The organism is Arenibacter certesii DSM 19833, assembly GCF_000429545.1.
GTDB classification, from domain to species: Bacteria; Bacteroidota; Bacteroidia; order Flavobacteriales; family Flavobacteriaceae; genus Arenibacter; species Arenibacter certesii.
Map to the genome: position 1 here is coordinate 1 of NZ_AUCB01000029.1, position 20,235 is coordinate 20,235.

The following is a 20,235-nucleotide window of genomic DNA, read 5'->3' on the forward strand; positions in this document are numbered from 1 at the left end:
GCTGGAAAAAGCGGCATAGGGACTAGCGATCCGAAACTTCGATGGGAAAGGTATGCCAGAACCTCACTAAAACGACCAAAAAGCCCTCTTAAACCGGACGAAAATCCACTTCGAAAATAAACCATAAAAAAAATCCCGGAAACATCGATGTTCCAGGATTCGTTCTGTCCAGTTTTTAGTGAAAATCGGCCTACTCCCGAATATCCCTTTAAACGAATTGGTAGAGTTAGACTATATGTAGTCTAGCGCCAATTTTAATCAAAACCCTATTATTATGCCAAATCGACATTTTGACAGTGCTGCCTACTTGCATTTTATTGATGATTTAAACCAGATTTTGTCCGATTTCAACATCAATAAATTAACTATTTCCTAAAATGAGGAAATAAGAAAGACTATCTAAGAAAGATTCATTCTTATAGTACTTTGAGGGGGAATCCGTTTGAAGAACAACGCTTCAATGGTATAATAAAGATCCTCAATTAGACCAGTAAGTTATCTTCTTTAGATAGTCTTATCTTTAATTAAGAACGCTATCCTAAATATGTTTTTAGCATTTTGTTCCTTGAATTATGGCGTAGTTTTCTTATCGCCTTTTCTCTAATCTGCCTTACTCTTTCTCTGGTTAGATCAAACGTAAGTCCTATTTCCGCCAGGGTCATGGACTGTTGATCGCCTATTCCATAATATAATTTAATTACGTCAGCTTCCCTCGGTGATAGCGTATCCAATGCCCTGTTAATTTCTGTGTTTAGGGATTGGAGCAATAACGTTTTATCTGGTCTTGGTGATTCTCCAGAACGCAATACATCATAAAGGTTAGAGGTTTCACCTTCTTTTAATGGGGCATCCATAGAAACATGTCTCCCAGAAATTTTCATGGACTGTTCTACTTCTGCAATGGATAGGTCTAATTCCTTTGCAATTTCCTCTGCCGAAGGCGGACGTTCATGCGCTTGTTCCAAATAGGAAAAAGTCCTTTTAATTTTGTTGATTGAGCCAATTTTATTCAAAGGAAGTCGAACCACCCTTGACTGCTCGGCCAAAGCTTGAAGAATAGCCTGTCTGATCCACCACACTGCATAGGAGATAAACTTAAATCCACGAGTTTCATCAAAGCGTTTGGCAGCCTTTACCAATCCTAAGTTGCCCTCGTTAATTAAATCTGGAAGGGTTAACCCTTGATTTTGGTACTGTTTAGCTACGGAAACTACAAACCTAAGGTTTGCTGTAGTTAGCTTTTCCAATGCCAATTGATCCCCATCCCTGATTTTCTGAGCCAATTCCACCTCTTCATCGGCCGTAATCAAATCAATCTTACTGATATCTTGCAGGTACTTATCCAATGATTTTGATTCCCTATTCGTAACCTGCTTGATAATCTTTAGTTGCCTCATATATATCTGTCTTAAAAAATTAAGCTGTTAATCTCTCAGTATACGTTATTATTCCGTCTTTTCCAAAGGTTTACGTGTTAGATAGGCTTAATTGTGAAAACATTATGATAATGATGACCCTTATCAGCATTTTATTTACTAATTTCATTTCTTGTGCGGTTTTTAATCCCAAAAAGATTCTCTTATTTTGCACGGAACCAATTTGTGATTAATGAGCAAAAGAGCATTGACAAAGTATTTGTCCGAGTTAAAGAAGAAAGAGTTGGAAATGCAAGTGATGGATTTGTATACTAGATTTCCAATTGTTAAGGAATACTACGATTTTGTTTTTAATCCTAAAGAAGAGAAACTACTACAAGAGGCAAAAATAAAAATATCCAACGAATATTTTCCCCAAAAGAGGAAACGTGCGAAAGCAAGGAGATCTATAGCTCATAAATTCATCAAACATTTTATTACCTTAGGTGTAGATCCACATATTACGGCAGATCTTATGCTGTACAATTTGGAAGTAGCACAGACTTATTCCATGCAAAATAATCTAGCTACCGCTTTTTATAAAAGTATGGAGAAATCGTTTAGTGAAATGGTGCAGTATATTTCAGTTAACGGCCTATTGTCAGAATATAAAGAGAGGATTGTAAAATGCTATCTTTTTACCACGGAAAATGATTGGCCTTTTCAAGAAGATTTCTCCAAAAGTCTGGATATCCTAGATTAAAAATCATTTAACTTGTGTTAAGGATAGCTCCTTAGATTTCAATTTTAAAGTTTTCCTAGCCTGTATTGAACTGATTGATATGTTTTGCTTTAATTATTTCATACAACCTCAAAAAATCCCTAATTTTGTAAGGTTTGATTGTTTTGAATTTTAAAACTACACGTTAGCTTGGAGTATACCAAAAAAAGTATAGATAAAACACTTTATGATTATCAGGAAGAAGATCTTCAAAAAATTTTTGAATGTTTAGATAATTCTCCAAAAGATTTCAACCTCTTATACCAGTTACCTACGGGAGGGGGTAAAACTGTTGTTTTTTCTGAAATCGCAAGAAGATATATCCAAAAAAACAATAAAAAAGTCGTAGTACTTACCCACAGAATTGAATTGAGCAATCAGACCTCAAAAATGTTGAAAGGGTTTGGGGTAAAGAATAAAATTATCAATAGCGAAGTAAAGGAACTTCAGGATCAAAATCAGTATATGTGTTTTGTGGCAATGGTAGAAACATTGAATAACAGGCTACAGGACGAAAAGGTTAAAATTGACGATATTGGCTTGGTGATTATAGACGAGGCCCATTATAATTCGTTTAGAAAATTATTCAAGTATTTTAAAAATTCAATTATCCTTGGTGTAACCGCAACCCCTCTAAGCTCTAATATTAAGCTTCCCATGAAGGACCACTATCAGAAATTAATAGTAGGGGAGTCTATATCATCTTTAATTGAAAAACAATTCTTGGCCAATGCCAACATGTATAATTATGATGTTAGCCTTAAAAGCTTAAAATTAGGGATCAATGGGGATTATACGGTAAAATCTTCAGATGAGCTCTATGGGAACCAGACAATGCTTTCTAAATTAGTAAATGCCTATCAAGAAATTGCAAAGGGTACCAAGACGCTAATATTTAATAACGGGATAAGCACCTCTAAATATGTATATGAAACCTTTAAAAAAGCGGGCTATAACATTCGTCATCTAGACAATAAGAACAGTGCATCGGAAAGAAAGGAGATTCTTCAATGGTTTTCCAAGACCCCAGATGCGATACTCACCTCAGTAAGTATATTAACCACTGGTTTTGACGAACCTACCGTTGAGACCATTATATTGAACAGAGCAACAAAATCGCTCACCCTATATTTCCAGATGATTGGTAGAGGTTCAAGGGTACTCCCACACAAAGACCAGTTTACCGTTATAGATATGGGGAATAATGTGGCTAGATTTGGTTTGTGGAACGCCCCAATAGACTGGCAGGAAATATTTCATTTTCCAGACTTCTATTTGGAAAACATTAAAAATGATGAAGATATAGAGCGCGAGTTTGTATATGAGATGCCTCCAGAAATTAAAAAGCTGTTTAGCAAATCCAAGGAAATAGAGTTTGATGTTAAGGCAGAGTATAAACGCGTCTTTGCACAAGGGAAAAGATCTAAGGCCGTATTAGAAATGAGTATCGAGCAACATGCCACCATCTGTGTAGAGAATAGTGAGGATGTCTTTGATGCCCGTATTCTTGCCAAGCAACTAAAAGATGAAATTGCCTATAGAGTTCGGCAATATTCCTATTGTATAATGAACAATACAAAAAATTATAAAGAGTGGTTAGAGGAAGACTATGAACGTAAACTTCGCTCCCGTATTTCTCAAAAATTCGCCCAAATAACGTAGATTATTAAAGGGGATATGAAAAAGAAATTATTGATTATTGGCTATATTTGGCCAGAACCAAATACTACCGCTGCCGGTGGTAGGATGTTACAATTAATACACTTCTTTTTGGAACGAGGGTACAAGGTTACTTTCGCTAGTACGGCAGTGGAAAGTGAGTACTCGTATAATTTAGAGCAGTTGGGAGTGCGTAAAAGTACGATTCAGCTGAACCATTCTAGTTTTGATGTTTTTATAAAAGAACTGGATCCAACGGTGGTACTTTTTGATCGATTTTTGACCGAGGAGCAGTTTGGTTGGAAAGTGGCCGAACAGCTGCCAAACGCTCTTCGGATTTTAGATACGGAGGATCTTCATTCGTTAAGGACCGCTAGGCAGGAGGCATATAAACGGAATCAACCCTTTACCATTGAGGGTTGGTTGGAAATGGATATCACCAAAAGGGAAATAGCCAGTATTTATCGCTCAGATCTTAGCCTTATTATTTCATTGTTTGAAATGGAGCTCCTAGAAAAAACGCTGAAAATTAATAATGATATTTTACTTCATTTACCCATGATGTACAAGGCTATAGATTCCAATGAACGTAAAACCTGGCTAAGTTTTGATGAAAAGTCAGATTTTGTATGTGTGGGTAATGGAAAGCATGCTCCAAATATAGATGCCGTTAAAAAACTTAAAAAAGAAATATGGCCTTTAATATATAAGAAACTTCCTAAGTGTAATTTACGTATTTATGGAGCTTATTTACCCAACAGTGTTACGCAATTGCACAATCCAAAGGAGGGATTTTACATTATGGGTCACGCCATCGATAGTAGTGAGGTGATCTCCCGGTCTAGATTAAACTTAGCGCCCATTAGCTTTGGAGCGGGAATTAAAGGGAAATTATTAGAGGGGATGCTTTGCGGCACTCCGAGTATTACTACTGATATTGGCGCTGAAGGTATCTGCAATGCAATGCCTTGGAATGGGGGTATTGCTAATGACCTACAAACATTTGCCAATGTAGCCATTGCCCTTTATGAAAATGAGTCGGAATGGGAGAAAGCACGAGAAAACGGAGTATCTATTATCAACTCAATTTATGATAAAGAAGCACTCCAGGAACGATTTTTATTGAAAATAAGGGAAATTCACCAAAGTTTAAAAAAACATAGAGAACAAAATTTTGTAGGCTCCATGTTACTGCACCATAGCTTTGCAAGTACCAAATACCTATCTAAATGGATAGCGGAAAAGAATAAAAATGATTAAATAGACAACAAGCATCTTGCATCTAATTACAGTGTTTGTGAAAGAATATTATCTTTGAGACCATTAATACAATTTTATCATGCAAAATAAAATCGACTGGAAAGTTGCAAAAGAATTTGAGGATATTACTTATAAAAAATGTGGGGGAGTAGCTAGGATAGCGTTCAATAGGCCAGATGTTCGCAATGCATTTAGGCCCAAGACTACCAGTGAACTCTACCAAGCTTTTTACGATGCACAAGAAGATACGAGTATAGGCGTAGTATTACTTTCTGCCGAAGGTCCTTCAACTAAAGACGGAGTGTATTCTTTTTGCAGTGGAGGCGATCAAAAGGCTAGGGGACACAAAGGGTATGTGGGGGAAGATGGTATGCACCGTTTAAATATTTTGGAAGTACAGCGTTTAATCCGTTTTATGCCCAAGGTAGTTATAGCTGTGGTCCCTGGGTGGGCAGTTGGTGGCGGACATAGTTTGCACGTAGTGTGCGATTTAACTTTGGCAAGTAAAGAACATGCTATTTTTAAACAGACAGATGCCGATGTTACTAGTTTTGATGGAGGATATGGATCTGCATATTTAGCTAAAATGGTAGGACAGAAAAAGGCACGTGAGATATTTTTCTTAGGAAGGAACTATTCTGCACAGGACGCATTAGAAATGGGGATGGTCAATGCAGTAATTCCGCATAATGAGTTAGAGGATACCGCCTATCAGTGGGCCTTGGAGATTTTGGAGAAATCCCCCACTTCAATAAAAATGTTGAAATTTGCTATGAACCTTACAGATGACGGAATGGTAGGGCAGCAAGTTTTTGCGGGAGAAGCTACTAGATTAGCTTATATGACTGAGGAGGCCAAGGAAGGGCGAGATGCCTTTCTAGAAAAAAGAAAGCCCAATTTTGGAAAAAATAATTGGATACCATAAAAAACCTGTAACGAGTTGTTCAAAAATAAAAAAAACCTCATCTGTTAGGACGAGGTTTTTTTCCGAGAACACTATATGAAAATGAAAACTTGTTATTCTTAACTACACCGCTAAAGTAGCATTGGAATTCCATTGGGAAAACAATTTGTTGTGAACGTGTCAAAAACTGTGGTGTAACTAAAGAAAAATGATATTCGATAAAAAAATGTTCTGAGTACTACGAATGTTAAATTGGAACTAATAACAATATAGTGAAAAGGAAACAGACGTCTTTTATAATAGAGAAAGCCAAATTTCGGAAATATAATAGAGTACATTATATGGCATGTTCCTAATAGAACATAATAAAAAAAGCCTCATCTGTTTTAACGAGGCTCTTTTCCGAGAACACTATATGAAAATGAAAACTTGTCCTTCTTATTTTACACTACTAAAATAGCTTCTTAAACCCATTTCGAGAATAAATTGTGGTGAAAGAACCAAAAACTGTGGTGAATCTTGAGAATAATATTATTTCATTAAAACACGAATTAAATATGGCATTTAAAAAACTACTACCCCAATTAAAAGAAGCTTTGGAACGAATAGGAATTACCTCTCCAACGAAATTCCAAAAAGAGGTACTCCCAAAAATTAAGGGAGGGGCCAATTTGTTCGGAATTGCACCTGAAGGCGCAGGAAAAACTGCCGCAATTATAATTGGAACACTGCAAAAATTAGAGTGTTCGGCATTCGAAGAGGCTCCTAGAGCCCTAATTTTTGTTAAGGACAAAGCTGCAGCATTAGAGTTAGAGGAGGAGTTTAAACGTATTGCCTATAGAATGGATCTACGTATATATAGTGTATACGAAGAATTACATATTGAAACGCAGCGCAGCGAAATTTTCGCAGGGACAGATATTGTTATTGCCACCCCAAAAAGATTAAACAAGCTCTTTTACCTCAACGGAATTAATCTGGGAAAATTAAAAATGCTTATAGTGGATGAGGCTGATTTTTTAGCAAACGCAAAAGCGTTTTCCGATTTGGCACGGATTCCGGAGAGCCTAGATCGCTGTCAGTATCTCATCTTCTCTGCCAAGACCCATAAACGTATAGAAAGAATGAGAGAGCTGTTTATGGCCAATGCCCAGATAATTGAACATAAATAATATCATATAACCCAGCTCTTTGGGGTATTTTAATTGTCATATTATCTAGAAATAATTTTTTGAAAAATACTTTTCCAAATACCCATAAACTAAAAAGAGCCTAATCCGGTTGGGATAAGGCTCTTTTACGAGAACACTATATGAAAATGAAAAGCTTTATTTCTTATTTATACTGCTAAAGTAGCCCCATATCCCTTAATGAGAAAATCAATGTTGTGTAAGTGACCTATACCGTGGTGAAAAGTAAGTATATTGTGGTTAGGACAAAAAGCACCAATATTACAATGACACTTAAATTTCCATTCGTTTACAGATATGTGTTCATAATAGTATTATTAGTTTCCCTGTCTAGCTGCAAAAATAAGGAGACGGAGAGTGGTTATTATTGGAAGTCTATCCAGGTAACTGCAACCGCCTATAATTCCTTCCCTTCACAAACCTCCAGAATTCACCCAAATATTACTGCGTGGGGCGATTCCTTAAAACCAGGAATGAAAATCATTGCAGTATCTCAAGATTTAATCCCTTTAGGGCTAGATTATAATACCGTAGTTAGAATAAAAGGAGACACTACTCAGTATTTGGTAAAAGACAAAATGAATTCTAAGTGGAAAAAAAGAATAGATATCTATATGGATAAAGATAAGTCCCGTGCCTTAAAATGGGGGAGGAAAAAGGTAACCCTATTCTATAGGGTGAAAAAAGATTCCCTAAAAGTAGAATGATTTTGTAGTTTTAACAACAACCAATAAATTTTTATTTATGAGATTTGTTACACTGCTTTTCGCTGTCCTTTTAAATTTCTCCTGCGCAGTAAAAAGGGAAATTGCAGATATGCCCATTATATTTAATGAGGAAAGAGAAAATCTAACTTTAGAATATTTATCAGAGAGATACGGTCTGGAACTAGAGAAACCTACTATAGAGCCTAAAATGGTCGTTTTGCACTGGACGGTTATTCCCACCTTAGAAAAATCTTTTCAAGCTTTTAATAATCCAAGCTTACCCAATTGGAGACCAGAAATAGCATCTGTAAGCGGATTAAATGTATCCGCTCATTTTTTAGTAGATCAAGATGGAACAATTTATCGATTGATGCCAGAAACGGTAATGGCCAGACATGTGATAGGACTTAATCACAGTGCCATAGGAATAGAAAATGTAGGAGGAGGCACCAAGGACAAAAAATTAACACCTGCACAATTAAGGTCCAATATTTGGTTGGTGCGCTATTTAAAGTCTAAATACAATATCGACTATGTTATAGGGCATTATGAATATACTCTTTTTGAAGGAACGGAGCTGTGGTTAGAAAAGAATGCGGATTACCGTACAGTTAAATCGGATCCAGGTGAAAAATTCATAAAAAGAGTAAGAAGAGCAACAAAATCACTTAATTTTAAACCCTTACCCACAAGTAAATAAGACCATGAATAAAAAATATTATCAATTAACTATACTTTACTTTTTCACCATGTTTTCTGTTGCAGGGCAAGAGAACGATATTACAGGAAAGCTCTTTTCTACTTATGAGAAGTATCAAGAACCATCTATTTCTGAACGACGAATAAAACATGACGATATACAACCGCTTATTGCCAAAATAGGGGAGGACTCAAGATTTCAAGTAAATAAAGTGGGCGAGTCTATTGAGGGAAGAAGTCTTTCGTTAATAAGTATTGGAACGGGTACTACAAATGTATTCTTATGGTCACAGATGCATGGGGACGAGCCTACAGCAACTCAGGCTATTTTTGATATTCTTCATTTTTTATCCAGTGATGACCTGCAACAGGAAAAGGACGAAATACTTAAGAATTTAAAGCTTCACTTTTTACCCATGCTTAATCCTGATGGGGCACAAGTATATAAACGTAGGAATGCACTAGGAATTGATATTAACCGCGATGCCTTAATGTTGCAATCCCCAGAAGGAAGGACACTAAAAAGGGTACGCGATAGTTTAGATGCTAAGTTTGGCTTTAATCTACACGACCAGAGTACCTATTACAATGCGGAAAGAACTAATAAACCCGCAACTATTTCATATCTGGCACCTGCATTTAATTATGAAAAGGAGATTAATGAAGTTAGGGGAGATGCAATGAAGGTAATTGTCTTTATGAACCGTATCATTCAAAATTACGCTCCTGGACAGGTGGGTAGGTACAATGATGATTTTGAACCAAGAGCTTTTGGAGACAATATTCAAAAATGGGGGACAAGTGCCATTTTAATAGAATCTGGAGGATATAAAGACGACGTGGAGAAACAATTTATTAGAAAATTAAATTATGTATCCATCCTTTCCGCTATTTATACCATTGCCAAAGAGAATTATAAAGATATTTCTATTTCTGAATATGAGGAAATTCCTCAGAACGATAGGAAGCTATTCGATCTAAAGCTCAAAGGAGTTATTTATAACTTATTGGATAAGCAGTATCAGTTAGATATCGGTATCCACAGGAATGAAGTGGATATCCCAAACAAGAATAGCTTTTATTACAGTAGTAGAGTAGCGGATCAAGGAGATCTCTCTACTTTTTATGGCTATGATGTTTTGGAGGCCGAAGAATATACCATTAAGCCAGGGAAGGTTTATCCAAATATACTAAAGAATATAGAGGAATTGTCCCAATTAAAGGTAATGGAAATCTTAAAGTCGGGCTATACCTATATAAGAGTAGAAAATATCCCTGAAAAAAAGCGGTTTTCGGAATGGCCAATACATATTATAGGACCCAGTTATAAAGTTTCTAAATTTGACCTACAGGTAGGAATCAATCCCACTTTTCTTTTGGAAAAGGATGGTGAAAATGAATTTGCCATCATTAATGGGTTTCTGATTAATCTTAGTACAGGGGACGGGAAATTTAAGAACGCCCTAATTCTTAGATAGAGTAATTATTGTTGAGTAACCTTGTTGTACATATTTCACCATAAAAGCTGAATTTTAGTATATTACTAATTGAAAATAGCAAGCGATGAATAATTTTAGAAATATAATTGTCTGTTTTTTAATCCTAGGTTTATACACGGTAGTGGGGCAAGAGACCAAGAGTTATAAGATTCACTCCCATAACGATTACCTTCAACATGCTCCTTTTTGGGATGCCTATGACCATGGGTTAAATTCTATTGAGGTGGATGTATATTTAAAGAAAGGTGTATTATATGCCACCCATAGCGAAGCTGATATAGTAAAGGAGCACACCATTGAAAACCTTTATTTGCAACCCCTTCAGAAAGCATTTTCAAGGCAATTGGGAGCGCAGCAGGATATACAGTTATTGGTGGATATAAAATCGGAGGCGTATAGCACTCTGATTGAAATTATAACAGTGCTGCAAAAATATCCAGACCTGATTCAAAATCCGGCCATTTCAATTGTAATATCTGGAAACCGGCCTAAAACAGAAGATTATACGAACTATCCCGACTTTATAAAGTTCGATTACCAAAATTTGGATAGTAAGCCAAATGCGGAAGCTTGGGAAAAGGTGGCCATGATCAGTTTAAACTTTAAAAAGTTTTCGCATTGGAATGGGGAGGGTAGACTAACAGTAGAAGATTTACACAAGGTAAGGAATACTGTAGAGAAGGCTCACAGTTTTGGAAAGCCCTTTCGGTTTTGGGGTACACCCGATTCCAAAACCGCCTGGAAAGCCTTTATAGAATTGGGAGTGGATTATATTAATACTGATAAGCCAGCCATGGCGTCTTCCTTCATATATTCCTTAAAGGACTAGCGAAGAATAAAGCCTAGAACAGAATTTTAGGGTGTTAAATCACTTCCTAGAGCTTGTCCAAGAAAACGCACTCTGTCTAAAACAGTGTTGGTAAGTTATAAGGGAAAGGTATAAAATTATCGAAGTAAAATTATTTGCACGTAGTTGCCCGTAATGTAAAATAAAGAGCTCGGCAATCAGCATCTTGAGTTATTAAGTAAACGATAAGTTATTGCATAAAAAAAAAGGGATAATGCCATTGACACCATCCCTTTTTAAAATTCTTTTTATACTGATTAAAGACTCTCAGAGTCCAACATTGCAAAGAACTTGTCCAAATTAGGAATAATAACTATCCTAGTTCGTCTGTTTTTAGCTCTGTTTTCTTTGTTATCGTTATCCACTAAAGGTAAGTAACTACTTCTTCCTGCAGCAATTAAGTTTGCTGGGTCTACATTGTACTTATTCTGTAATAATCTTACAACGGAAGTTGCTCTTTTTACACTTAAATCCCAGTTATCTTGGAACATTGCGGTATTAATAGATCTTGAATCGGTATGGCCTTCCACCATAACTTCCATGCTAGGCTCAGAATTGATTACTTCTGCTAGTTTTCCTAAAATGGAATGCGCCTTATTACTAACTCTATAACTTCCAGAGTTAAATAATAACTTATCTGAAATATTGATCATAACCACAGTCTTATCAATGTTTACCATTACATCGTCCTCCTCATCGGAAATAGACTGTTTTAGGTTGTAGGAAATAGCAAGGTTTATGGAGTCTTCCATTGTTTTTGCTTCCGCCAACAAACTTGGATCTACTTTAGCCAAAGTAGCTCTCATTTTTGTTTTAGTATGATTGCTCATAACTGCAACATCATCAATAGCGGTCAATTGAGAATCGTTAATTTCTTGAAGGGAGCTTATTTTTTGGTTGTATTCTGTTACCCTAGCTTCAATTTTGGTCATTTTAGATTCTAGCTCTTCTTTTTCAACCTGTGTTTTCATTAAAACACTTTTGGTATTGGAAAGATCACTTTCTAATGCTACATACTTTTTCTTGGATACACAGGAGGAAAGTACTGCCATTCCCAATATACCTACTAAGACTGTTTTTTTCATTTTACTAAATTAAAGTTTACATATAGTTTTCATTATAGTTATACGTACACTTTGCCTAAATAGTTGTCCAGGTTAAAGTAAAATTGGTCAAAAAAAATAGAGCATCGATATTAGTCGATGCTCTGTTTGTTGGTTATCAGCGAAATACACTGCTTTTATTCACATCCGCCAGTAAAGCCTTTAGCATTAAATTTTGTTTGTACCGCACCTTCTCGGTTACCATACTTCACTTGGATTGCTAAATTGTTCTCGCCACTACCGTCACGTTTTGGACTGCAATATTCAAAAAGATAGAAGCTATTTGCTCTTTCAGAAACACGTTTAGAGATTTCATTAAAGGTAGTTTCCAATTGCGCTTTATCCGTAGCAAATACGCTATGGGTCTTACCTATCTTTTTTAAGATGCTAGGGTCTATTTCATTCCCCAATCCAATACTAAAATAAGAAATGTTATTGTTAGCCCTATCTACCTTTTGGACAGCTGCACTTTCCGTATAACGCGAAGCTTGGTCTGTACCATCGGTAAATATCACTACAGATGCAGCGCCAATCCTATCATTTGTAGTACTTTCTTTAAGTAATTTTTCGGCAGTATCGGTCGACTTAATTACGGCTCCATAGAGGTCCGTGGATGGATCTTTACTGATATTCTTGTTTATACCGTTTATAGAATTGATCAAGTTTTGTTTTACATGGGTTAATGGGGTAAGGGAATGTAATTTATCTTCTCCATTAAACCAATAGATTGCCATTTTAAAAACTTCGGAATCCGTAGCTGGCATCACGTTATTGACAAAACTAATGGATGCCGACTTTAATTCTTCCAAACTTGAATCCAGTACACTATTACTTAAATCCAATACCAGAACCGTATTACTATTGAAAATTTGAGCATTGGGAGAAATCCTAGCGGAGGATTCCGATGGAGATATTTTGTTGAAGCAAGCATCATTCCTGCCCTGTTCGTAGATAGTAAACTGATTGGCCTCTAATCCTGAAACAGGCTTTCCTTCTTTATCCGATACCCTAAAGAATACAGAAACCTTTCCTGGCAAGGTAGTAAATTGATTTTGGATGGATAGTACTAAATCCCCGCCTTCAAGATTTAAACACTTATCCACAGGCTTACCAAGACCTAAATCTCCACTGATATCGGTACTTCCACCAGGGTTAACTCCAAATTCAACATCATCATCCGCGTTACCGCAGGATACAAACAAGGCTATAATAAAGCTAATAGCAGCTATTTTTGTGTAAAATTTCATTTTCAAAATGTATTAGGTTCAATTAGCAGAACGGTCAAAACTATTTAAAATTATAATCGAAAAAAAATTCTATGTTAATAATTGTTAAGGAGTTTATTGACATTATTTTTTTGTAGCTTACCTAGACTATTTCAGCGCAATAGGTAATCCAATTCCATTTATTACTATTTTGTTGAATGAAAGCAAGTTGTTCATAACTAAGGCTATATAATGTGGTGTAGGTTTCTATTAAATTTAAGGAAATTATGCCGCAACATTATGGGGCATTAAACCGTTGACTAGATATGCAAATACACTATTGTTCAGATTATAATGAAATGAGCCAAATGGCCAGTGACCAAGTAATAGCTAATCTTAGGGAGCAACCTAAGAAACTTCTTTGTCCCACAAAAGGAGCTTCTCCCATGGGACTTTATAAGAATTTGGTGGAATACCATGAAAAGGAATCAAAACTATTTGATGAATTGACAATTATTAAACAAGATGAGTGGGGTGGCCTTTCCGCCTCCGATCCTAATTCTTGCGAAACCTACTTAAAAACTAATCTTTTAGAACCTCTGAAGATTTCACAAGAAAGATTTATGTCGTTTGATAGTAGTCCGGTCGATGCTAAAAAGGAATGTAACAGGATGGACAATGAAATTCAAGAGAAAGGGCCTATTGATATTTGTATATTAGGAATGGGAAAAAATGGCCATCTTGGTTTTAATGAACCAGATAAGCATCTAATTCCTAATTGCCATATTGCAGAACTTAGTCCTACCTCCTTAATGGGGAGTATGACCAAGACCATGTTGCACAAGCCAAATTATGGACTAACTTTAGGTATGGCTCACATCTTGCAATCAAAAACAATTATTTTTTTACTAAGCGGTGAGGGTAAATATGAGGCCACTAAAAAATTAATGAACAAAGAAATCTCTACCTACTTGCCAGCCTCTTTTTTATGGTTGCATCCCAATGTACACTGTTATTTAGATAAATCCAGCATGTAGGGGGAAGGTGTTTATGTGAATTAAATAAGGAAATGTAACCTCTCACTCACACACAAGAAACTGTTAAATTGGTTTCTTTTATTTCTAAATTTTATAACTTGTAAAGTATTGATGCAATTTAACAGAGAAAAAATATGCCAACTTATAATATAATAGTAAACGGAATTTCCCAGAGTATAGAGGTAGCAAGCGACACTCCATTGCTGTGGGTGTTAAGGGATCACTTAAATTTAGTGGGCACAAAGTTTGGTTGCGGAATAGCCCAATGCGGTGCATGTACCGTTCATATAGGCGGGAATGCCGTTAGGAGTTGCTCACTTCCAATTTCATCCTTAGACGGAAAAGAAATTACAACTATAGAAGGACTGTCCGAAAACGGAGACCATCCGGTACAGTTGGCTTGGAAAGAATTAGATGTACCCCAATGTGGCTATTGTCAGGCTGGACAAATAATGACCGCAACCGCATTTTTAAATAATAATCCGAATCCTGACGAAACAGAAATAAAATCGGCCATGCACGGTAATATTTGTAGATGTGCCGCCTATACAAGAATTCATAAAGCGGTAGCTCTAGCAGCCAGTAAAATCAGATAACTATTAGGCGTTTTATTTATCAATACTTGTTCCATCATTAACATAAAATCATAAATCCTTTTTTATCAAGGATTAAAATATAAGAACTATGTCAACATCCTCAATAGCTTTTAACAGAAGGGATTTTATTAGAACTTCATCCCTAGTTGGGGGCGGACTGCTAATTGGTTTCAACCTTTTTACGGCCTGTAAACCTAAAGTAAAACCGCCAATAGACATTTCTAAACTAAATTTCAACGATTTTAATGCGTTTATAAAGATTGCGGATAATGGGGTAGTCACTATTTTTGCTCCCAATCCAGAAATAGGACAGGGGGTAAAAACAGCCATGCCTATGCTTATTGCTGAGGAGTTGGATGTGGCATGGAAAAACGTACACGTACAACAGGGCATATTGGATACCGAAAATTACACACGTCAACTTGCAGGGGGGAGTCAATCGATCCGACTTGGTTGGGAACCCTTAAGGCAAACCGGAGCAACAGCAAGACAGATGTTGTTAAATGCCGCTGCTGCTAGATGGGGAGTAGATCCATCAACATGTACCACATCAGAAGGAATAATCACCAATAGTAAGGGAGAAACCCTGGGATATGGGGACGTAGTCAAGGATGCTGCCTTATTGGATGTCCCTGAAAAAGTCACCTTAAAAAGTCACAAGGATTTTAAGATTATTGGTACAGATGCACCTAATGTAGACCTAGATGAAATAGTTACAGGGAAACCTCTTTTTGGGCTGGATTATAAGGTAGATGGAATGGTATATGCAGCAGTGCTTAGACCACCTGCTTTCGGTCAGAAATTAGAATCATTTGATGATACCGCTGCAAGGGCTATGCCAGGGGTTATAGATGTGATCACAATAGGGGAAAAGGCTAGAGCACTTACTTCTGGTGAAAGTAATAACTGGACAGTAGCTTTGGCAAATAGTGATAAGGTGGTCGTTATTGCAAAAACCACTTGGGAAGCCATGAAGGCTAAAAATGCGATAAAAGCAAATTGGGTGGAAGAAACCCCCTTAGAAAGCACCGAATTTCAGGACAAACAACTGTTGGGATTATTGGATGGTAATAAATTTGAGACGTTAAGGAAAGACGGAGACATAAATAACGCATTTGCTCAGGCAGATCAAATTCTTGAACGCACCTATGAGTCGCCCTTTTTACCTCATAACTGTATGGAGCCCATGAACTATTTCGCCAATGTTACCAGTGAGAAAATACATTTGGTAGGACCCGTACAGACACCGGAATTTGCAGCAACTGCTGTTGCAGGTATGCTGGGAAGGGATCCTAAGGAGGTACACTTGGAGATGACCCGTATGGGAGGTGGATTTGGAAGACGTTTGTATGGCGATTTTGTTTATGAGGCAGCTGAAATTTCCAACGCTATAAAAAAACCGGTAAAATTAATATATTCTAGAGAGGATGATATGACAGCTGGTACTTACCGGCCAGCAATAAAATATAGAATTAAAGCAGCTGTTAAAGATGGTGAAGTTACTGCCTACCATTTAAAAGAAGCCGCCATCAATGGTAATATGTACGGGTTAATACCTAATTTTTTTCCAGCAGGAGCTATAGCTAATTATCAGGTAGATGTAGCCAATTATAAGAGTAATATAACCACCGGGGCTTGGAGAGCGCCCTACACTAATTTCTTGGCCTTTGCAGAACAAAGTTTTTTTGATGAGTTAGCGGAAACTATGGAAGTAGATCCAATTCAATTGCGAATAGATCTTTTGCAAAAAGTAAAAGGAACTACAGACGAGCGTATCGAATATTCTCCTGAGCGTTTAGAAAATGTGATCAAGGTAGCAGTTGAAAAATCGGGATGGGGAAAAAAGGGAGCCGGAATCTACCAAGGATTTGCTGCCTATTATTGCCATAATTCCCATGTTGCAGAGGTTGCCGATGTTGAAATAGAAAATGGAATTCCTGTTGTAAAAAAGGTAACCTGCGTAGTAGATTGTGGAATAGTGGTTAATCCTTTAGGGGCAATAAACCAGATAGAAGGTGGTGTAATAGATGGTGTAGGCCATGCTATGTACGGGGATCTAGAATTTAAAGATGGTAAACCCAATTCACAAAATTATGATAGCTATCGTTTAATTAGAATGAGAGAAGTGCCTGTGGTAGAGACGCATATGGTTGAAAGTGATGTAGCACCCACAGGTCTAGGAGAACCTACCTTACCGCCTGCGGGAGCAGCAGTGGCTAATGCCCTAAAGGCCGCTACGGGTAATAGATTTACCGCGCAGCCATTTTTAAAATTCACGGAACTGATGAAGGTTCCGGCAAAATCAATTATAGGATAATATGACAATACTACTTTTTGGAATTACTAAGGACATCGTAGGTAGTTCCACTTTATCTATGCCAAGTTCTAGTGAATTTGGCGCGAAAAATACTAAAACCGTAAAAGAACTTAGAATATACTTGGGTAAAATGTACCCTGAATTAAATAAATTATCCTCTTTGGCGATTGCTGTAAATAATTCCTATGCGGATGATGATACTATTATCGATAATTTTGATGAAATTGCACTTATTCCACCAGTAAGTGGGGGATAATGGAAAATGAGGATACATGTTAATAGACAATCATAATAGAAAAATCAATTATTTACGACTTGCAGTTACGGATCGGTGTAATTTACGCTGTAACTATTGTATGCCTTCCGAAGGAATTGATTTCGCCCAAAAGAACCACCTTTTTACTATCGCAGAATTATGCAGATTAAGCGAAATTATGGTTGAGCAAGGCATTGATAAAATTCGGATTACGGGTGGGGAACCCTTCGTGAGAAAGGATTTAATGGTGCTTTTGCGAAAATTGGCCCAATTGGATGGGCTAGAGGATATTTCTATTACTACTAATGCCACTTTGATTGGACCTTATATAAAAGAATTAAAATCCTTGGGTATCCTAAATATCAACGTAAGTTTAGATGCGGTTGATAAGGAAACTTTTGAAAAAGTTACCCGTAGAGATCAATATGATACGGTCTATAATAACCTTACTAAGCTTATTGCAGAAGGTTTTAACGTTCGCATTAATTTTATTGCGCTAGAAGGGCAGAATACTCAGGATATTATTCCGATTTTAAAATTAATGAAGCATTATCCGGTATCTGTTCGGTTTTTGGAAGAAATGCCTTTTAACGGAGGTACTAAAGCTTTTAACACTATTGCATGGGACTACAAAAAAATACTGGCACATATAGAAACGGAATTTCCTGATATCACCAAACTGGAGTCGCCAAAGACTTCTACTTCTATCAATTACCAAATTAAGGGCCATAAAAGCACATTTGGACTGATCCCTTCTTTTTCCAGAACCTTTTGTGGGAGTTGTAATCGATTGAGAATATCGGCAACTGGAGACGTAATTACTTGCCTTTATGGTAAGCCTAGAATGAATTTAAGGGACGTGATGAGAGGGGAGAATGCAGAGGAGAGAATTAAAGAACATATTCTTAAGGCCATTGGGAGCAGATCTAAAACGGGCTTTGAGGAACAAGAAAAATACGCTGGAATATTCCAAAACTCCATGACCTCTATTGGAGGTTAGGGATATTAGAAAATTGATATTATGAAGGTTGATAAAATAAACGGACTTGTACTTTCCGGAGGAAAAAGTACAAGAATGGGTGTAGATAAGGGGTTAATAGATTATCATGGGATGCCACAACGCGAGTACCTCTATAACTTACTGAAACCGCTTTGTAATGCTACCTATTTGAGTGTTAGGGAAGAACAGGTATCCGAATTCACTGAAGAGTATAAGTTAATTGTAGATAGGGATGAATATAAAGGACCCTATAATGGCCTGTTAAGCGCCCATCACCTAGACCCTAAGGCAAGTTGGTTGGTATTAGCTTGTGATCTGCCATTAATGGATCTACACACATTGAATCAGTTAATCCAAGGGAGGGATTCTAATAAACTAGCTACCGCCTTCGCTACAAGGGAAAGCGGTTTGCCCGAGCCACTTTGTGCTATATGGGAACCGGAAGGTTTACAAAATTCCATTACCTATCTAAAGGCAGGAAATGGATCTTGCCCACGTAAATTTCTAATTAATGGAAACATTCAGCTGCTTTTTCCAGAAAATGAAGAGGTATTGTTGAATGCCAATTATAAGGAAGATTACGAAAAGGTATTGTCAAGACTATCCTAGCTTGAATAGAGTATCTTATTAAAGTTAATTAAAGTGGTTTTCTAATACCTGCTCAAATCTTTAACAGGATGCTCATGTGAAATTAACAATTTTAAATATTGTCATAACATCCCAATAACATTTTGCTATTAATGGAATTCAATAGATATCAAAGGCAGACCAATTTAAACGATTTTGGTCCCGAGGCCCAACAGAAATTAAAAGATGCCCGTATTTTGGTCATTGGGGCAGGCGGACTTGGAACTCCGGCGCTGTCTTACCTAAATGCCATGGGAGTGGGGACCCTAGGTATAATTGAACAGGATATCATAGAACTAACCAATCTACAGAGACAGGTACTTTATACAGAAGCTGATTTAGGTAATTCCAAACTAAAAACGCTGGTGGCGCACTTAAAATCCCAAAATTCAGCGACCCATTTTATAACGTATGAGACTTTTCTAAATAAGGATAATGCCTTGGAAATTATTTCACAATTTGACTTGGTTGTAGATGGTTCAGATAATTTTTCTACACGATATTTAGTGAATGATGCTTGCGTCATCCTAAATAAGCCTTTTGTATCTGGAGCTATCCAAGGCTTTGAAGGACAACTTAGCGTATATAATTATAAGGGAGGTCCTACGTATAGATGTTTGTTTCCCAACATGCCTTTGGCAAATGAAATCCCTAACTGTAATGTGAATGGAGTGCTAGGTGTAATTCCTGGAATTATTGGATCGCTACAAGCTTTAGAAGCTGTTAAAGTAGTTGCACAAATAGGTGAGGTTATGTCTGGTAAACTAGTATTATTCAATGGTTTGTTGCATAGGTATCAAATTATGCGATTCAGTGCAAATCCAGGAAACACGATTATAAAGGAATTAAAAGAAAGCTACGGAAGTGAAAATTGCTATCCTATAACTACTATAAATAGTGGCGAGTTTCTAAAAATATGGAAATCAGAAGACACCCTACAAGTAATAGATGTTAGGACCGAGGAAGAATTTAAAAATGATCCATGCACAAAATCTAAGGCAATTAACATTCCACTGAACCAACTAATGGAATTTAATTTAGATATGGACATTAATAAACCCATTTACCTTATCTGTCAATCTGGTCAACGAAGTAGCACAGGGGTGAAAATATTGCAAGATAAATTTGAGGGTTTTTCTTTTGTTAATGTAGCGGGAGGTCTTAACAAACTACTTATTCTTCAAAAATAATTT

19 protein-coding genes are annotated in these 20,235 nt (G+C 36.7%); 16 read left to right on the top strand and 3 right to left on the bottom strand.

Going from position 1 to position 20,235, the window contains the following annotated elements; translation table 11 throughout:
- Positions 1–533 precede the first annotated feature (533 nt).
- Complete coding sequence (locus tag G466_RS0114035; RefSeq protein WP_026814235.1) at positions 534–1,397, bottom strand: sigma-70 family RNA polymerase sigma factor; 864 nt, start codon at positions 1,395–1,397, stop codon at positions 534–536.
- A 211-nt stretch (positions 1,398–1,608) separates the two neighbouring features.
- On the opposite strand from G466_RS0114035, the gene G466_RS0114040 reads away from it, so the two are divergent.
- The 9 genes from G466_RS0114040 (at position 1,609) to G466_RS22130 (ending at position 10,883) form a co-directional block, all read left to right on the top strand.
- A complete protein-coding gene (locus G466_RS0114040) occupies positions 1,609–2,118 on the top strand; it encodes a DUF6155 family protein (RefSeq protein WP_026814236.1) in 510 nt (169 codons plus the stop codon).
- A gap of 168 nt (positions 2,119–2,286) precedes the next feature.
- Positions 2,287–3,798, top strand: a complete 1,512-nt coding sequence (locus G466_RS0114045) for a DEAD/DEAH box helicase (RefSeq protein ID WP_026814237.1) — start codon at positions 2,287–2,289, stop codon at positions 3,796–3,798.
- A gap of 15 nt (positions 3,799–3,813) precedes the next feature.
- Entirely contained in the window at positions 3,814–5,055 is a 1,242-nt protein-coding gene (locus G466_RS0114050; RefSeq protein ID WP_026814238.1) for a glycosyltransferase, read from the top strand.
- A gap of 79 nt (positions 5,056–5,134) precedes the next feature.
- Positions 5,135–5,980: a 1,4-dihydroxy-2-naphthoyl-CoA synthase gene (locus G466_RS0114055; RefSeq protein WP_189356714.1), complete on the top strand. Its 846-nt coding sequence runs from the start codon at positions 5,135–5,137 to the stop codon at positions 5,978–5,980.
- Positions 5,981–6,516: 536 nt separating this feature from the next.
- Positions 6,517–7,131 (top strand): DEAD/DEAH box helicase, encoded by a 615-nt coding sequence (locus tag G466_RS0114060; protein ID WP_026814240.1) that lies wholly within the window; start codon positions 6,517–6,519, stop codon positions 7,129–7,131.
- A 284-nt stretch (positions 7,132–7,415) separates the two neighbouring features.
- Positions 7,416–7,856 carry a 3D domain-containing protein gene (locus tag G466_RS0114065; RefSeq protein WP_026814241.1) on the top strand — a complete coding sequence of 147 codons (441 nt, stop codon included), beginning with the start codon at positions 7,416–7,418 and terminating at the stop codon, positions 7,854–7,856.
- A 37-nt stretch (positions 7,857–7,893) separates the two neighbouring features.
- The gene (locus tag G466_RS0114070) at positions 7,894–8,556 is read left to right on the top strand and encodes a peptidoglycan recognition protein family protein (RefSeq protein ID WP_026814242.1); all 663 of its coding nucleotides are present in this window, start codon (positions 7,894–7,896) and stop codon (positions 8,554–8,556) included.
- A gap of 4 nt (positions 8,557–8,560) precedes the next feature.
- Entirely contained in the window at positions 8,561–10,033 is a 1,473-nt protein-coding gene (locus tag G466_RS0114075) for a M14 family metallopeptidase (RefSeq protein ID WP_034235735.1), read from the top strand.
- A gap of 85 nt (positions 10,034–10,118) precedes the next feature.
- On the top strand, positions 10,119–10,883 hold the full coding sequence (locus tag G466_RS22130; RefSeq protein ID WP_051315684.1) for a phosphatidylinositol-specific phospholipase C/glycerophosphodiester phosphodiesterase family protein: 765 nt from the start codon (positions 10,119–10,121) through the stop codon (positions 10,881–10,883).
- Between the two features lie 275 nt (positions 10,884–11,158).
- On the opposite strand, the gene G466_RS0114085 is transcribed toward G466_RS22130, so the two are convergent.
- A complete protein-coding gene (locus G466_RS0114085; RefSeq protein ID WP_026814244.1) occupies positions 11,159–11,986 on the bottom strand; it encodes an OmpA/MotB family protein in 828 nt (275 codons plus the stop codon).
- 155 nt (positions 11,987–12,141) lie between these two features.
- The gene (locus tag G466_RS0114090; protein WP_026814245.1) at positions 12,142–13,251 is read right to left on the bottom strand and encodes a vWA domain-containing protein; all 1,110 of its coding nucleotides are present in this window, start codon (positions 13,249–13,251) and stop codon (positions 12,142–12,144) included.
- Positions 13,252–13,535: 284 nt separating this feature from the next.
- Between G466_RS0114090 and G466_RS0114095 the strand changes: the two genes are divergently transcribed.
- The 7 genes from G466_RS0114095 to G466_RS0114125 all read left to right on the top strand — a co-directional run bounded on the left by G466_RS0114095 (position 13,536) and on the right by G466_RS0114125 (position 20,232).
- Positions 13,536–14,246 carry a galactosamine-6-phosphate isomerase gene (locus G466_RS0114095; RefSeq protein ID WP_026814246.1) on the top strand — a complete coding sequence of 237 codons (711 nt, stop codon included), beginning with the start codon at positions 13,536–13,538 and terminating at the stop codon, positions 14,244–14,246.
- Between the two features lie 134 nt (positions 14,247–14,380).
- Positions 14,381–14,842 carry a (2Fe-2S)-binding protein gene (locus G466_RS0114100; protein ID WP_026814247.1) on the top strand — a complete coding sequence of 154 codons (462 nt, stop codon included), beginning with the start codon at positions 14,381–14,383 and terminating at the stop codon, positions 14,840–14,842.
- A gap of 88 nt (positions 14,843–14,930) precedes the next feature.
- Complete coding sequence (locus G466_RS0114105; protein ID WP_034235739.1) at positions 14,931–17,159, top strand: xanthine dehydrogenase family protein molybdopterin-binding subunit; 2,229 nt, start codon at positions 14,931–14,933, stop codon at positions 17,157–17,159.
- Position 17,160: 1 nt separating this feature from the next.
- Positions 17,161–17,415 carry a MoaD/ThiS family protein gene (locus tag G466_RS0114110; RefSeq protein ID WP_026814249.1) on the top strand — a complete coding sequence of 85 codons (255 nt, stop codon included), beginning with the start codon at positions 17,161–17,163 and terminating at the stop codon, positions 17,413–17,415.
- Between the two features lie 16 nt (positions 17,416–17,431).
- Positions 17,432–18,415 (top strand): GTP 3',8-cyclase MoaA, encoded by a 984-nt coding sequence (gene moaA / locus G466_RS0114115; RefSeq protein WP_084418855.1) that lies wholly within the window; start codon positions 17,432–17,434, stop codon positions 18,413–18,415.
- Between the two features lie 21 nt (positions 18,416–18,436).
- The gene (locus G466_RS0114120; RefSeq protein WP_026814251.1) at positions 18,437–19,024 is read left to right on the top strand and encodes an NTP transferase domain-containing protein; all 588 of its coding nucleotides are present in this window, start codon (positions 18,437–18,439) and stop codon (positions 19,022–19,024) included.
- Positions 19,025–19,155: 131 nt separating this feature from the next.
- Positions 19,156–20,232, top strand: a complete 1,077-nt coding sequence (locus G466_RS0114125; RefSeq protein ID WP_026814252.1) for a HesA/MoeB/ThiF family protein — start codon at positions 19,156–19,158, stop codon at positions 20,230–20,232.
- Positions 20,233–20,235 lie beyond the last annotated feature (3 nt).

Coding starts and splice junctions, on each gene's coding strand:
- G466_RS0114105 (WP_034235739.1), top strand. CDS start 14,931: ATGTCAACATCCTCAATAGCTTTTAACAGAAGGGATTTTATTAGAACT.
- G466_RS0114090 (WP_026814245.1), bottom strand. CDS start 13,251: ATGAAATTTTACACAAAAATAGCTGCTATTAGCTTTATTATAGCCTTG.
- G466_RS0114100 (WP_026814247.1), top strand. CDS start 14,381: ATGCCAACTTATAATATAATAGTAAACGGAATTTCCCAGAGTATAGAG.
- G466_RS0114060 (WP_026814240.1), top strand. CDS start 6,517: ATGGCATTTAAAAAACTACTACCCCAATTAAAAGAAGCTTTGGAACGA.
- G466_RS0114070 (WP_026814242.1), top strand. CDS start 7,894: ATGAGATTTGTTACACTGCTTTTCGCTGTCCTTTTAAATTTCTCCTGC.
- G466_RS22130 (WP_051315684.1), top strand. CDS start 10,119: ATGAATAATTTTAGAAATATAATTGTCTGTTTTTTAATCCTAGGTTTA.
- G466_RS0114095 (WP_026814246.1), top strand. CDS start 13,536: ATGCAAATACACTATTGTTCAGATTATAATGAAATGAGCCAAATGGCC.
- G466_RS0114050 (WP_026814238.1), top strand. CDS start 3,814: ATGAAAAAGAAATTATTGATTATTGGCTATATTTGGCCAGAACCAAAT.
- G466_RS0114040 (WP_026814236.1), top strand. CDS start 1,609: ATGAGCAAAAGAGCATTGACAAAGTATTTGTCCGAGTTAAAGAAGAAA.
- G466_RS0114065 (WP_026814241.1), top strand. CDS start 7,416: ATGACACTTAAATTTCCATTCGTTTACAGATATGTGTTCATAATAGTA.
- G466_RS0114035 (WP_026814235.1), bottom strand. CDS start 1,397: ATGAGGCAACTAAAGATTATCAAGCAGGTTACGAATAGGGAATCAAAA.
- G466_RS0114055 (WP_189356714.1), top strand. CDS start 5,135: ATGCAAAATAAAATCGACTGGAAAGTTGCAAAAGAATTTGAGGATATT.
- G466_RS0114085 (WP_026814244.1), bottom strand. CDS start 11,986: ATGAAAAAAACAGTCTTAGTAGGTATATTGGGAATGGCAGTACTTTCC.
- G466_RS0114120 (WP_026814251.1), top strand. CDS start 18,437: ATGAAGGTTGATAAAATAAACGGACTTGTACTTTCCGGAGGAAAAAGT.
- G466_RS0114125 (WP_026814252.1), top strand. CDS start 19,156: ATGGAATTCAATAGATATCAAAGGCAGACCAATTTAAACGATTTTGGT.
- G466_RS0114110 (WP_026814249.1), top strand. CDS start 17,161: ATGACAATACTACTTTTTGGAATTACTAAGGACATCGTAGGTAGTTCC.
- G466_RS0114075 (WP_034235735.1), top strand. CDS start 8,561: ATGAATAAAAAATATTATCAATTAACTATACTTTACTTTTTCACCATG.
- moaA (WP_084418855.1), top strand. CDS start 17,432: ATGTTAATAGACAATCATAATAGAAAAATCAATTATTTACGACTTGCA.